Genomic DNA, 13005 nt, shown 5'->3' with positions numbered 1-13005 from the left:
GGTTGCGGTAATGGTATTCGTAGGTATCCGTCGTCTTGCTCTGGGTGTCCTTCACCTCCTTCAACCTTCCAAAGCCGTCGTAGTTGTAATACACCGTTCTGCCCGACGGATCCGTGGCACTGCTCATACCAACCAATGGCTTATAGGTATAGGTACTTACAAACGCATTTGTCAACGCTGCCCGAAGAGTTTGAACAGTACTTCGGACAAAAGCCTCAGTTACTGTCGCGGAATTTAACTGGGAAATAATTGTACTGTTATTGCTGCCTAGAGCAGTCAGCACCTGCGCATAGGTTGCATTCTCAATTTTAGCAATCGGGTATTGCCCATTATAACCCCACAGGTAGACAGCACTAGTCCCTTCTTTTTGCTTTATTTCCAATGGATTACCATAGATATCATAAGACAGATAGTCAGCCAGCGTATTAAAAGAGGAGGACGGTCTGTTTTTCTCGATTACCTTACTGAGGCGAGATTGGCCGCTAAAATTTCCATAAAGGTTCCTTTGCATTGAAACCAAGCTGCTATTGTTGTATACCTCCGTCTGGATTGGCATGGCAACCCGATGACTGCTATTATTTTTCAAAAGTTGAATGGCACTTAACTGTTCTGCCGTCAAATTACCTCCATTTAAGGTTGTAGACGATATATCATCCGGATAATAGTTTCTGATCTGAGTAACTCCTGATCTAGAGTCAGACTGTTTTATCAACGATGGTTGAATTACATAGGCAGCGGTATACTCAAAGTCCTTGATTTGAACAACACTATCTTGTATTGTTCCATTTGAAAACGTGTACATTTTTTCCAACTCCTTTATCGGGAGTTGAACCTCGGTCCGTAAATTCGAACCTGTAAATTTAAATTCTGTCGAGATATTAGGTTCGAGGATATAGCCCCCAGGTAATCCATAGGTGGGGACTTCAAAATAATAGTCCTCAAACACTAAGGCAGGGGTGAAGACCGCCCCCTTAAAATACGAGTACGACCGCTCCTTTTTAAAAACAGGCTGATTGAGGTTGTTGTAGGATATTTCGCTAACCGGAACGGGATTAAAAAGCAAAAATGAATAAGCACCGTAATTTTTTGAATTTAAGTAGTCAACTGATTCATAGGTTTTGCTGTTATTGAGCTTATAATTCCGTACCTCCTTAAATTTCGAAGTACCATTATTTGAATGGGTATACCGAGTAACCTGACTGTAAAAGGCAGGGCACCCGTTCAATCCTACACTGGAATACTCGCCTATTCCAAAATATTTTCTTTGCCAGTAATTGACCCTACTTGTTGGCGATGGTAAATTACCGTTGCTTCCCCAAAAAGTGTACATTTTTTGGTCGAGATAATTCTTATAGAAAATTTTAGGATCAAAAAGTGACGTTCCGACACCGCTTTCATTGGTGCCGTACCGATATTCTTCGCTATTGGTAAGAACGCCATCGTGATTGTAACTTTTGACACTTTTAATTCGTTGCCCTCCTACGATCTTTTCGACATCGCCCAAGATATTCGCATTACTGATCCAGCTAACAGAAGCGTCTACCGTTGATGTCATATAACCGTTAGTATAAGAGCTTACACCATAAACCGTTACCCTTAGCTCATAATTGTGTCCCACTTCTAAACTTAAATCTTTTGAAAATTGAAGAGGTAATGCCGGGTTAGCGTCATGCCATTTTGTTAGTATTACTTTATTGCTCGTGAGGTCCTTTAACGTCACCAATTGTGTATAGTCCCGTACAGCACCGTTAATTGGCGTAGGCGGTCCAAAGGTAAGATCGAGTTTAGGTTGCGTGTTATATTTTGCAACGTTTTCTGCGTCATAAGAGAACAGGTAAACGTTCTCGCTTTTCGTGGCACTTCCCTTTCCACTCGTCCCTCCCCCAAACCAATGTGTCACATCCGGACTTGTGATCTCTTGCTCAAATATCCGGTTAGCCTCAAAAGCAAATTCCGTATAACCTCCCGTCGGATAGACGATCTTGGAAATCATCTCCGCCCGATTAAAGTTGGTATCCACTGCTCTATTGGCGGTACCGATAGAATAGGTTTGATCTTGTTGATACCCCCAAGGCGCAACCGAAAATATACCGATAGATGATTTTTTCACCTGAATTCTAGGAATATACGAAGTATTTCCTCCTTTATTATAATATCCCCAATAGTCACTTTGAAATCCATAGCCGTTATTTCTACTTGGAAAATGAAGGTTATTATATGAAATTTTGTATACGCCACTTAACGCAGGGGTAATCAAATCGACCATAGTTACCGCTGTTAATTTCACTCTGGAAGATGGTATTTCATATTTAAATGTTAGTTTTTTGACCAGCTCATTTGCTTTATTATATATCAAGATTTCATCCAGGAATTTTGAGCGGGATACTGTCAGGTTCGGAGAATCCTTATAGTTAAAAACAACTTTACCGCTACCATATGTAATTTGGCTGACTAAATAGGTTTTGTGATTGATATTTCCGGACGATGATGAAAGCGATCCTCCGAGAGCCGTTAAAGTGCCGTCAGCATTAGGGGTATAGCCAATGCTCTGCTCCTGGTACATTGTACCTTCCAAGTTAAAAACCTCATTATATTGAAAATTTATAACCTCATTGCAATGCGGTAGCGATATTTTGTCTACATACCAACTGCTTATAACGGCGTTTCCCTGCAACGGTTCAAAATTGTCGGGCACCGAATAAGTATAACTGTTAAATTCATACACTGCCCCCTCTTCATCCTTCAGTATAAAAGGGTAAGAATTATAAAGGTTAGATAAAACCGTGCCTCTATCAATTTTAATAGGTGCGTAAGGAATCGTATAATATTGGTTTTTATTATTTACAATAAATTTGCCCGTGGCTTTCGGTAAATTGTAAAAATAAATGTCTGTATGTGTATCCTCTCCTTTTCCCTCGGTAATGGCCCTTAACCATACTCTCTTGGACATAATCTCAGACTGAGAGGTGGCGCCACTTGCTTCATTGACTAATTGCGGTCCGGTTTTGGGAATAATACTATAGCTACCTCCCGCCTTTTCATCAGGAACACCGATAACAGATCGGCTGATCACGCCAACGCCCGATAAACTCCAGCCTAACCCCACTTCTGTTTCCATTTGCTCCAGCTTGATTCCCGAAGCGTGGTAAGAAAGTGAGAAAGGTATTTTATATCCCTTTACATCAATTTCAAACAGGGGGATATTGATCGGAATTACACCTGTGTATTCGGCCACCGGGTACATTCCGAATTTTCCTAGACTAGCGGCCTGCGGGTTTTGGATGGACGGGAGGCTAACTCTATTTGCTCCGCTTTCTTGCTGCCCCTGGACCCCTGTGGAAAAAATAAAAAGAAAAATTGCGCTAATATAATAATGCTTCATATAAAAGATTTATTGCACTTATTTGTTTACTTCAGGGATTCTAGGCATTCGATACGTTTGGTCAATTGAGCAATAGCCTTTTCTTGTTTTCTAATCAAAAGTTGCTGTTCCTTTCCTGCCTTTTCGTTTGCTATTGCATGCAAGGTCAGTTCCTCCACCTTCTTCAGCAAGAGCAGATTCATTTCCGCCAGATCCAGGCCTTCTTTGCCGATTGTTTTCGCCGATGGAATTTCGGGTAGATGCTTGTGTTCTTTTACATAGCGCTCAACCTCTGTCAGCGGCTGCAATTCATAATCTGGTTCGAACACATAATCCGGAACGGCTATGTTATTGGTAACCTTGATCTGTTCTGCCAGGATATTCCCTTTTACAGCCAATTTCGCTTGTGGGCTTGCTGTGCCAATGCCAACATTGCCTGAATTATTGATATACATATAGCGATAGGTTTCGAGCTCCTGATTTGTTAAGCTGTAACCATTTGCGGTATGGACTCTTCCGAAAAAGCCGATCCCACCACCATTCTCAAATCGGATCATACTGAAATCAGAACTACCACCACCTTCTACGATCCATCGCGCCGTACCGCTATTCCAATAAATATTATGTCCGACGATCATCCTAGTCCAATTATTTTCTAATATGGATGGATGCTGTACAGATCCTGTTCCTACTTTCAATCGGTTATTCCAGCCCAACGAAGCATCGCCGGTAGCCGGAAAGCTATTGCTCGTTTGTGCATAGGCCACTGTAATCAGCAAATAGCCTAAACAAATTAGGGTCTTTATCTTTTGTATCATCTCCTTATTCCTTTTCTACATCCGCTAATCGCTTTTCCAATTCAATCAGATGCAAGGTCAGCTCCTCCACTTTCTTCAAAAGCAAGAGATTCATTTCGCCTAAATCCAAGCCGTCCTCACCGATTTTTTTTGCCGACGGAATTTCAGGTAAATGCTTGTGTTCTTTTACATAATTTTCGATTTCGGCAAGTGAATACATTTTATAATCCGGTTCAAAGACATAGTCCGGAACCGATATATCGGTTTTCACTTTGATTTCTTTCGCCAGAATGTTGCCATTAACGGCTAATTTAGCCTGTGGGCTTGTAGTGCCAATCCCTACATTTCCATTTCCCGCAATGCGTACCCTTTCGGAAGCGCTGGAATATAAAGCCAGGCCTGTTGAATTGCTATGAAGATCTTCTGCTGTTGCCACTACTGCTGCCCATTTGTTGGTATCGTTCGGATATCCCGTGAGCAGCTTGATGCCGTTATACTCACCTGCACTGGTAACTGTTGCTTTACTGCTGATCAGCCAGCCATTGATATTACCGTCGATTGTCAGTTTTGATGTGGGATTCGTGGTACCGATACCTACATTGCCACTGGGTGCATTTTTTGGTGAAGCCAAGATCACGTCGCCGTTTGATTTAAAGCTGAGGGGAGCATAGTAGCCTCCACCTTTTCGAAGACCGTAAAATTCGATTGAAGATCCCGGAAAAGCGCTGGATGAAAAATACCCGTCTCGCCGATGGCTCATTGTCCATGCCCAAGTTGCACCATTTGGTATTGCCGATACATCGTTAATCTTAAAGGTGATGTCTGAGTAAGCACTACCGTCACCATCACCAACGATACTTATACCCTTTCGAGCGGTCCCATGATTAAGTTGCAGCAAATCCGTTGGAGAGGTAGTACCGATCCCCACATTTCCAGTCGTAGGAAATGTATTCTGTGCATAGGATGCCAAAGAGAACCCCATTAATAAAATGAGTGCAGCGAATTTTATTTTCATATTTTCAACTATTTATTACTATTATTTACCTATTAAGTAAACCTGCTAATTATCTTTCGTTTAGCATTTTTTTGAAATAAAGACAGAAGAGATTTAGGTGTCCGAATAACCAAAAGAGACGCAAAAACGCATCCTCCTTACGCTTCGATACAAAAAAAAAATCAAAAAATTGAAATCAGGGTTCAAGTTGTATTCCGCATAACAAACAGGTTTAGTTGTTCGATGTAAAAATAAACAACAACTTTGATATCCGAAAAATTTATTTTAATTATTAATCAACAATTGTTTAAATTCGATGTATATATTATACAGTGCAGCTTTGGCTTTATCAGGTAATGAGCATTTTGTAACAAACGTCGCATTAAGTCGATAAAAATGAAATAACCACCTTATACTGTACAGATTCCTGCCCCTCTTTCTTAAACAAAAAAGGAGATTAAAACCTCGAATATAAATTACTAAATTTCAGTTATGTTGGCAGTTCAACCTTTCAAAATGAGCATCAGGTCAGGAAAGCTAAAGGTCTCGATGTTGTCAATGGGGTACTGAATAATCCGAGTACCGCAGCCAATACCGTTAGAGATATTGACACGATTCTCAAAAGACAATTTGCAATTGTCAAGTCAGCATATTACGATAACAGTCCGGATCAGTATGCGGTTGTATTAAAGGTTGCCGGATTGGTTAATAACCCTCGATTCGCTTACAGCTATAACCAGATTATAGGGCCTGAAGGTACCCGAACGGTTGTGCAACGAGGAGGTACCGTTGAAGAAAGTGAAGTACGCCTGTATGGCAGTGACACTTCTTCACTGTATAAAGCAGGCACCCAGCTGATATTTTATACGAGTGGTTATTGAGGTAGCGATTACAGGAGATTGAGAACCTTAACTTCACCGTTAAAGAGAAGCTGTTTTTCCTCATCTATACCGTCATACGTGACACCTGGTTACAACAAGCCCATACGCAATAAGGCCCATCGTTGGTACGAATGGGCCTCCTTAAACAAGTAGTTACTATATCGACTATTCCCTTTCTTTCTTAAAGACTAGATACTTACATAACTGAAAGCCCAAATAAATACCTAGGCTCAACCAAAACAAATAGCCTATTATATCTTCGGGAATAGATTGATTCAACAACTTATCATTAATAATTTTCAATACAATGTTTAGAATCAAAAAAATAGAAACTACTTTATTAAACAAGCTGATTTGGTGCCATTTCTTCGGAGTCATACATTCAATTCCTTTTCTTCAATAAAAATTTCATTATTTCAGCAACTATAAAAAGCATACACGCTATCAATCCCATCAAAAAAATGATATCCATAACACCTTCTAGGTATTTTCTAAAAAACCTGCTTAATATTACCATTATTGCAGCCGCAATCGCCGAATAATTAGCTATTTTAGACCAAAGCTCTCTTTTTTTCATTTTATTTATTTCTTTACTCGCCTAATTACGGGATTCGCAACCCGTGTATTATCCTGAGTAATAGGTTTTGTTTCCTTAATACGGCTATCGTAGTTGTCATATATTTCATATGCTGCTGCTCCTACAAAGAATCGCACCTCCTATTTCTCTCAATAGAAAAATCGCACCAGAAGAGACAGCCAATCTAGTAACCCGCCAAGCATTAACTACTGCCTCCTCGAGCACAATAGAATCAGGAAGTACAATTGTTGGCAAACGTGTGTTATCAACAGGCTTTCGCTCTGGCTTCTTTTTAGGATCATCTTACCCACTGGCGTTTACCTCCTGCTCTTGCAGAAAAGCGGCTATTTCAGCTGGATCGCTAGTCGACCAACCATCAATCCGCTCAATCCACATCCCATTTGGATCCAATTTGCCAATATAGTGTGGGTTACCCGTATCCACCTCTTAATATACCGACCCTGCTATGCTAAAGAGGTTTCAGGATATTGCAACATTGCCCGAAAAGGAATGCCTGCTCACTACCGTTGACCACTTTATCAAAGCAAGCAAGATTTCTTGATGTGAAAATAAAAAAGCGCGCTATTGTAGGCTTAAAACACCTTCGTTCTTTGAACCTAAAAATGCTTTACTGACAATTCATTAAGCATTACTGCTGCTTGATTATAAATTGATGTATTTTCTTCTCTAATTTCAAAATCCTGAGCGATACATTCAAACATATTGTCGTGAAATGTTAATATAAAATGTCTATACATTTCCCATTTCTTGGGATTGTATTGTGGGTGTACTTTTTCTATATCCTGCAGTGATTTAATTAAATCGGAATTTTTGAGCTCATAAAATGAATAAGACTTCATACCAAGCTTACTATATGGATGTCCCTGTATTGTTTCTTCCCCTGGCAATCCAAATATATATTTTAAATACACTTTAAATTTCAAAGCAAAAATACCAGTATCATAAATGGTATTACGCTCTTGAGGAATGGTCGATGAATTCTGTTTATCTGCATAAAAGGCAATAAAAAGCTCATTATCGTTTGACAATATTATTGGTGATGGCGAACCAAAATCCATCTCAAAAAGACCTTTTATTTCTACTAATTCCATTAATTTATTATGTATTCTGACGGTATTGGGTCATTACGGAAAAATCTGACCGCCCAAAAACCAGCCCATAACATGATAGCATCATATTTCCAGGTTCTTCTTCAATTCGGTTAAGCTGGTCAATCCGGAATGGAATCTAGGGTTCTGTGGTCCGAAATCTCCAACTAAGCTCTGTTGTAAAATTCTGGATGTTTACCTTTCCAATATCTTTCAAATTCTTTCACCTTTAATTCAATCTGTAAATCCAGATTATCGAGGAGATTAAACCAAGCAAGATTAAAAGTAACTCCAAAAGAATATCGCGCGATGATCCCTCCAACCAAAAGCATCAATGATGGTAATAATTTGATTAAATATCCGCTATCCATATCACTTTATAATTGCTAAGGAATATAATTCAATCCCATAAGGAATAAAATATTTAAAGTGTACCTCTTTTTTGTCGAACACCAACGTATCTGTAACAGAATTAATATTTTTCTCGTCAACTCGCATTTTAATATACACATTGACATAATTTAATGCTCTCCATTGCAAATTTGGCTCGTCTTTATAGTTAGTTGGATAGACTTCTTTCCTATTAGAAAGTATCTCACTAAGATAGTTTCTATTGTTTATCCAAACATAACACCCTTGTGCTAGATCACGGCTCGCTAATTCGGCGAGGTTTTCGATCTTCTTTCCATTAGGTATAAATACCATCTGGTAAGTTGCGCCGGAAACTGGGTAACGGAAATACAACAACCCTCTCCCCTCATATAGCTGGTTTGCCGAGACATTGGGAACTTTATCATCTCTACAAGACATCAAAATCACTAATACTAAACAAAAGAATCGATTCGACATATTTAATTTTTATCTGTTGGTACATTCAAGTGATAACCGCCTTCCTCATATGGCGTTTTTTTAAGATGACCGTCCATATCAACCATTCTCCTTAAAGGAACTCTATCCTTACCGTACTTGTCCGAATAAAATTTAGCTGCATCGAAATAGTATTTTCCATAATTGGCATCAAAGGATTTTCCGCCATGGTACCCCATAATATCTCTTTCAAACCCTTCATCTGGCTCAGAGTACCATTTTTTTGTAAAGCTATTTTCTTTATCTTGATATCGATCACTTAGGCCTATCAAATGTAAAGATTCATGAAGTACAGTGAAGTTACTACTTCCCTTCCCATATACATCACCAGTTTGTCCCGTGAAATGCCGATTTCCAATAAGGAATCCCGCTACCGATGACCGATGGTTTTTACCGTTCTCCCCATCAACTTTAAATGTTAAAATATTCTCTCCTTGTTGTAACGATTTTTTATTGGCATTTTTTCTATATACGTAATTTATGTTAAATGAAACATTACTTTTATTCTGCTGTTTGAAAAAACTAGAGGAAAAATCATTCAGTTCGTTAGCGCGCTGTTCGTTGGCTCCTTCTCCAGTAATATAAACTGTAGCTGAAACATTAACATTCGTTATATTACCTTCCTTATCTCTTGTAATACTTAAAATAAAATCTTTACCATCAGGACCAATGTATTTAACTGGATTATTAACCGCATAGTTGTATGGTGATATTGTTATATATTTCCCAGCACTAGGATCCACCGTTCCCCATCTTCCGATAACCGGATCATAGAACCTTGCCCCGTAATCGTATGTATTTTATATTGTTTTAATGATCGTTATTTTCCACATAAGTATCCAATATTTCAGGTTGGATACTAGCTTTAATAAAGGCTGTTTTTTTAATATAGAATGAGCTGGTAAATATTGAGGCAAGTTCCTCGACATAGTAATACTCTTTGTTTCTAAACTTAATCTTGGAGATGTTAAAGAAAATTCTTTCTATTTTTAAGAAATCTTCTGCTTTTTCAATTTTCTTTCTAAAAAGGCTATCAATCACAAAACACTTAGTGTTCCACTTAATGTCCTTAAAAATATTCCAATATAAGTTCAATAAAACAATAGAGATGACAAAAAGCACCGAAAAGTAAAATGAACTTCCGGTGACTATCAAAACGACAATTAAAAGCAGGGAAAACAAAATAGAAACTATTTGGATATATTTAAATATATTTTTTCCAAGTTCTGTATAGCTAGTCTTCATCATTTCTTCTGATTATTTTTACACCAAGATTAGCTGACCCACTAAAATTAAAGATAAATCCGGCTGTAAAGGAGGGACCCATAAAAATATTAGCCTCCGGTTTAAATGTACCATCGGACTTCTTAATTTCCGCCTTTGTCTGTATTGGTGCTATATTTACTCCACCATCAATTGTCTTCTCAATAGCATTTCCTTTTCTGTCCCTGACTTCGCTATAATTACCGTATACACCTCCGGCAATATCTCCCCCTCCCCCAAAACTTATTTCATATTTATCATCTTTCATGAGATAATTAAAATCGCTCTTAACACCAGATTTAGAATCCGCTTCAGCTTTGGCAGAAATCAATGTAATAGATCCTGCATTCGCATCTCCGTCGAATAGTCCTTTCGCTCCAGCGCTAATTCTTGGTCCCATAGTGATTTTGCCTTCAACATTACTGCTTACAGACATATCCCATCTTTTCGCTTCCGACTTCGCTCCCTCTTTGACAGATTCAACTGTATTCGCAACAGCATTATATATCGCTTGCTTTGCCGTATTTACAACATAATCAAAAGCCCTTCTCACCAAACTTGGCGGTCCATCTGGCCACATGCCATCAGGATCCACGAAGCGTATCGGGTTATCAAAGGCATAACTGTACGAGCTCCACCTTCTTCCTTGCTCCGCCAGCGGATCTACACTTCCCCACCTGCCAATAACCGGATCATAGAACCTTGCTCCGTAATCGTACGTCCTTTTGCAGATTTTTACGTTTACCGCAGATTTTCCTACCGCTGGTTCAGGTTGTTATCAAAGAACTCTTCTTTCCCCAAAGTTAGTTTTTTGTACAGTATTTACAAGGCTGTTTTTTCGTTCTTCGTTCCGATTAGTGCACGGTTGGAATGATCATCTGTCGCACCAAAGATAGCCTCAGAAGAGTCTATTGGCACGCGGTTTCAAAAAATACTGTTAGGCGCATTCAATTTTTTTTATGTGTTTTATTTACGTAATTTTGTATTACAGAAGTGACAGAATAATAAAGCTTTGCATAAATATGAGATTACAGATAATACAAGACAGCAAAGGCAAAGCCACTGGTGTCTATATTCCAATAAATGAATGGAAGGAACTCAAAAAACGATATACTGACTTGGAAGAGTTAGAGTATGAGGAACCGACCAAAGAGCAAATTTTGCGGGAGCTCAAAGAAGCTGTTCAGGAACTTAAATTGGTGGAACAGGGAAAGCTAAAGGCCCGTCCCTTGCAAGAATTACTGAATGAACTATAATATTTCCTCTATTCCCCTTTTTGAGAGACAGGCAAAAAGACTAGCTAAAAAATACCCTTCCTTAAAAAAGGATCTGACTGAACTGATGATAAGTCTAGACGATAATCCGGAACAGGGAACCGCTCTTGGTAATAACTTCTATAAAATCCGCCTAGCTATTGCATCCAAAGGAAAGGGCAAATCGGGCGGAGCTAGAGTAATCACTTATTTGAAAATTACTGGTAGTACTGTTTACCTTACGTCAATCTACGACAAATCCGAAAAAAGTACTGTTACAGATAAAGAACTTGACCAGATTTTCCGATCTATCCCCTAACATTGCCGAATTTTTCCGGGTTCAATTGATTGAAAAGCTGGAAGCAGGTGAGCAGGAATACGTATTTGCACTGCTCGATGCCTTCCTTGCCAAGAGCAAGTTGCAGGCTATATTAAAGTAAAAAAGCCCAGCGCAGTGGCTGGGCTTTAAAAACTATCTTCATACTATCAGCAGCTACCTTTGCCTCAACCTGATCATCTGTCCTCCCGGATAATCGAGTTCAAACGTGTAGCACCTTCCCTTAATCGGTTTTATTTTTCCTTTATATTCTTTTCTATCTGTATCATAGATGTACAATATCATAAACTTCTGTCGTAGCCACTCTTTACCCATATCAATTTCATAGTTGTTTACCTTTTGCTCTCCCTTGGTACTCTGTTGATAGTAATCAAACTTTAATAATATTTTTTTATCGTCATCTAAAGATAAAAGGTAATTCAAGTCGGCTTTTTCTAAAAACAAACTACCTGGATGGTAAGATATAGATAAAGATTTTGTAGCTGACTCAGAATCAGATACAACAATTTGAGGCCGGTAGATAGTTTTAGCAATATCGCCATTTATACAGATCACAAAGTCAATATCTGTATTTCCTTTATCCTGTGCAAAAAGCAAAAAACAACTGCACATACTTAATAATAACAATATATACTTCCTTTTCATCTTAGTTCCTCAACATTCTTACTACTGCTTTATTTTCTAATTGGATGATCGGGTTGGTGTTCCGATCGTAAATCACTATTCCATTAGGCCTGCTAGGTACAGTTAATGTTCCATTCGCATCGATAGTAGCGCTCCCCGGTTTAAGAGTACCTAATGGTCCTACTATAATGTTTCTATCGAATTGCTTAAATGTTGCATTATCCTGCGAGGAAGGTAGCGTTGCCGATTGTGGATACACCATATTACCATCTACTGCCACTGTCGTTGGATGCGAATGGATAGAAGCTTCTGCCGTCCCATATCCGCCAGGCAACTTTGGCAAACTTGTAGTTGCTGTTTGGACTCCGTTGGAAATACTTGGCTCTCCACCTTGTTTCCCTCCAACAGACATGCCATTTTTTAGAACGACAGAAGACTCTTCTTTTAACCCACCATTAGCCATAGTTCTCGCTAAAACGTCAAAACTCTCTCTTAATGCTGCATCACTAGGAAGAGCAACTGCTGATGTCAAGCTTCCTGCTGATGTTACTCCCCCATTCTTATCTGTTTTGGCCACAGACGTAGCCTCCTGCTTATTTGTAACAACATATTTCATCTTATCATCTATCCCGTCAGTGCCAATCTTGTTACCATTAATATCAAAAAAATCTCCGGGGGCCATTCCATCTGGATCAATAAACCTGATCGGATTATTGAAGCCATAGTTGTATGGCGACCATCGTCTCATCTGCTCCGCCAATGGATCCACGCTTCCCCACCTGCCAATTACCGGATCATAGAACCTTGCGCCGTAATCGTACTGCTTCAGCTTGTCCTGGTATTCCTTCCCGTTGTAAAGATAGTTATTTTTCGGTGATCCAACACGCACCTCCGCCTGGTACTGCAACCCGAAGGGATAGTAATCCGCTGTGAAGTTCGGTG

General features: G+C 39.2%; 15 protein-coding genes and 1 pseudogene. 3 read left to right on the top strand and 13 right to left on the bottom strand.

Going from position 1 to position 13005, the window contains the following annotated elements; translation table 11 throughout:
- From RYH73_RS26435 to RYH73_RS26425, 3 genes are all read right to left on the bottom strand, one after another.
- Window positions 1–3382 (bottom strand): RHS repeat domain-containing protein (locus tag RYH73_RS26435; RefSeq protein ID WP_335316445.1); only part of this gene is annotated, 3382 nt, incomplete at its 3' end.
- A gap of 26 nt (window positions 3383–3408) precedes the next feature.
- Complete coding sequence (locus RYH73_RS26430; RefSeq protein WP_335316444.1) at window positions 3409–4179, bottom strand: hypothetical protein; 771 nt, start codon at window positions 4177–4179, stop codon at window positions 3409–3411.
- Between the two features lie 4 nt (window positions 4180–4183).
- Window positions 4184–5173, bottom strand: a complete 990-nt coding sequence (locus RYH73_RS26425) for a hypothetical protein (protein ID WP_335316443.1) — start codon at window positions 5171–5173, stop codon at window positions 4184–4186.
- 680 nt (window positions 5174–5853) lie between these two features.
- On the opposite strand from RYH73_RS26425, the gene RYH73_RS26420 reads away from it, so the two are divergent.
- Entirely contained in the window at window positions 5854–6033 is a 180-nt protein-coding gene (locus tag RYH73_RS26420; RefSeq protein WP_335316442.1) for a hypothetical protein, read from the top strand.
- 382 nt (window positions 6034–6415) lie between these two features.
- Here the strand turns inward: RYH73_RS26420 and RYH73_RS26415 are convergent, their stop codons facing one another.
- The 8 genes and pseudogenes from RYH73_RS26415 to RYH73_RS26755 form a co-directional block, all read right to left on the bottom strand.
- On the bottom strand, window positions 6416–6610 hold the full coding sequence (locus RYH73_RS26415) for a hypothetical protein (protein WP_335316441.1): 195 nt from the start codon (window positions 6608–6610) through the stop codon (window positions 6416–6418).
- 303 nt (window positions 6611–6913) lie between these two features.
- On the bottom strand, window positions 6914–7054 hold the full coding sequence (locus RYH73_RS26410) for a hypothetical protein (RefSeq protein ID WP_335316440.1): 141 nt from the start codon (window positions 7052–7054) through the stop codon (window positions 6914–6916).
- Between the two features lie 173 nt (window positions 7055–7227).
- Window positions 7228–7722 (bottom strand): hypothetical protein, encoded by a 495-nt coding sequence (locus tag RYH73_RS26405; protein WP_335316439.1) that lies wholly within the window; start codon window positions 7720–7722, stop codon window positions 7228–7230.
- 369 nt (window positions 7723–8091) lie between these two features.
- The gene (locus RYH73_RS26400; RefSeq protein ID WP_335316438.1) at window positions 8092–8529 is read right to left on the bottom strand and encodes a hypothetical protein; all 438 of its coding nucleotides are present in this window, start codon (window positions 8527–8529) and stop codon (window positions 8092–8094) included.
- Between the two features lie 41 nt (window positions 8530–8570).
- The gene (locus tag RYH73_RS26395; protein ID WP_442946152.1) at window positions 8571–9329 is read right to left on the bottom strand and encodes a hypothetical protein; all 759 of its coding nucleotides are present in this window, start codon (window positions 9327–9329) and stop codon (window positions 8571–8573) included.
- Between the two features lie 67 nt (window positions 9330–9396).
- Entirely contained in the window at window positions 9397–9834 is a 438-nt protein-coding gene (locus RYH73_RS26390; RefSeq protein ID WP_335316437.1) for a hypothetical protein, read from the bottom strand.
- Window positions 9821–10444, bottom strand: a complete 624-nt coding sequence (locus tag RYH73_RS26385; RefSeq protein ID WP_442946151.1) for a hypothetical protein — start codon at window positions 10442–10444, stop codon at window positions 9821–9823. The genes RYH73_RS26390 and RYH73_RS26385 overlap by 14 nt, the downstream gene beginning before the upstream one ends.
- Window positions 10421–10567 (bottom strand): annotated as a pseudogene (locus RYH73_RS26755) (RHS repeat-associated core domain-containing protein); the annotation flags it as partial. The pseudogene RYH73_RS26755 and the gene RYH73_RS26385, both read right to left, overlap by 24 nt.
- Window positions 10568–10871: 304 nt before the next feature.
- Between RYH73_RS26755 and RYH73_RS26380 the strand changes: the two are divergent.
- Window positions 10872–11105, top strand: a complete 234-nt coding sequence (locus RYH73_RS26380; RefSeq protein ID WP_335316436.1) for a hypothetical protein — start codon at window positions 10872–10874, stop codon at window positions 11103–11105.
- Entirely contained in the window at window positions 11095–11421 is a 327-nt protein-coding gene (locus tag RYH73_RS26375) for a type II toxin-antitoxin system RelE/ParE family toxin (RefSeq protein ID WP_335316435.1), read from the top strand. Before RYH73_RS26380 ends, RYH73_RS26375 begins: the two co-directional genes overlap by 11 nt.
- Window positions 11422–11595: 174 nt before the next feature.
- On the opposite strand, the gene RYH73_RS26370 is transcribed toward RYH73_RS26375, so the two are convergent.
- Together RYH73_RS26370 and RYH73_RS26365 are read right to left on the bottom strand one after the other, a co-directional pair.
- Window positions 11596–12084, bottom strand: coding sequence for a hypothetical protein (locus tag RYH73_RS26370; RefSeq protein ID WP_335316434.1), 489 nt, complete (start codon window positions 12082–12084; stop codon window positions 11596–11598).
- 1 nt (window position 12085) lies between these two features.
- Window positions 12086–13005 (bottom strand): RHS repeat-associated core domain-containing protein (locus tag RYH73_RS26365; RefSeq protein ID WP_335316433.1); only part of this gene is annotated, 920 nt, incomplete at its 5' end.

The sequence above is a fragment of the Olivibacter sp. CPCC 100613 genome, assembly GCF_036959255.1.
Lineage (GTDB): Bacteria > Bacteroidota > Bacteroidia > Sphingobacteriales > Sphingobacteriaceae > Olivibacter.
Note: the sequence above shows the minus strand (reverse complement) of the source record. Positions and strands in the feature narration are given on the sequence as shown.

Bases quoted from the DNA above. Each gene is read 5' to 3' on its own strand.
- RYH73_RS26390 (WP_335316437.1), bottom strand. From the start codon at position 9,834: ATGATGAAGACTAGCTATACAGAACTTGGAAAAAATATATTTAAATAT.
- RYH73_RS26405 (WP_335316439.1), bottom strand. From the start codon at position 7,722: ATGGAATTAGTAGAAATAAAAGGTCTTTTTGAGATGGATTTTGGTTCG.
- RYH73_RS26380 (WP_335316436.1), top strand. From the start codon at position 10,872: ATGAGATTACAGATAATACAAGACAGCAAAGGCAAAGCCACTGGTGTC.
- RYH73_RS26415 (WP_335316441.1), bottom strand. From the start codon at position 6,610: ATGAAAAAAAGAGAGCTTTGGTCTAAAATAGCTAATTATTCGGCGATT.
- RYH73_RS26370 (WP_335316434.1), bottom strand. From the start codon at position 12,084: ATGAAAAGGAAGTATATATTGTTATTATTAAGTATGTGCAGTTGTTTT.
- RYH73_RS26400 (WP_335316438.1), bottom strand. From the start codon at position 8,529: ATGTCTTGTAGAGATGATAAAGTTCCCAATGTCTCGGCAAACCAGCTA.
- RYH73_RS26425 (WP_335316443.1), bottom strand. From the start codon at position 5,173: ATGAAAATAAAATTCGCTGCACTCATTTTATTAATGGGGTTCTCTTTG.
- RYH73_RS26430 (WP_335316444.1), bottom strand. From the start codon at position 4,179: ATGATACAAAAGATAAAGACCCTAATTTGTTTAGGCTATTTGCTGATT.
- RYH73_RS26375 (WP_335316435.1), top strand. From the start codon at position 11,095: ATGAACTATAATATTTCCTCTATTCCCCTTTTTGAGAGACAGGCAAAA.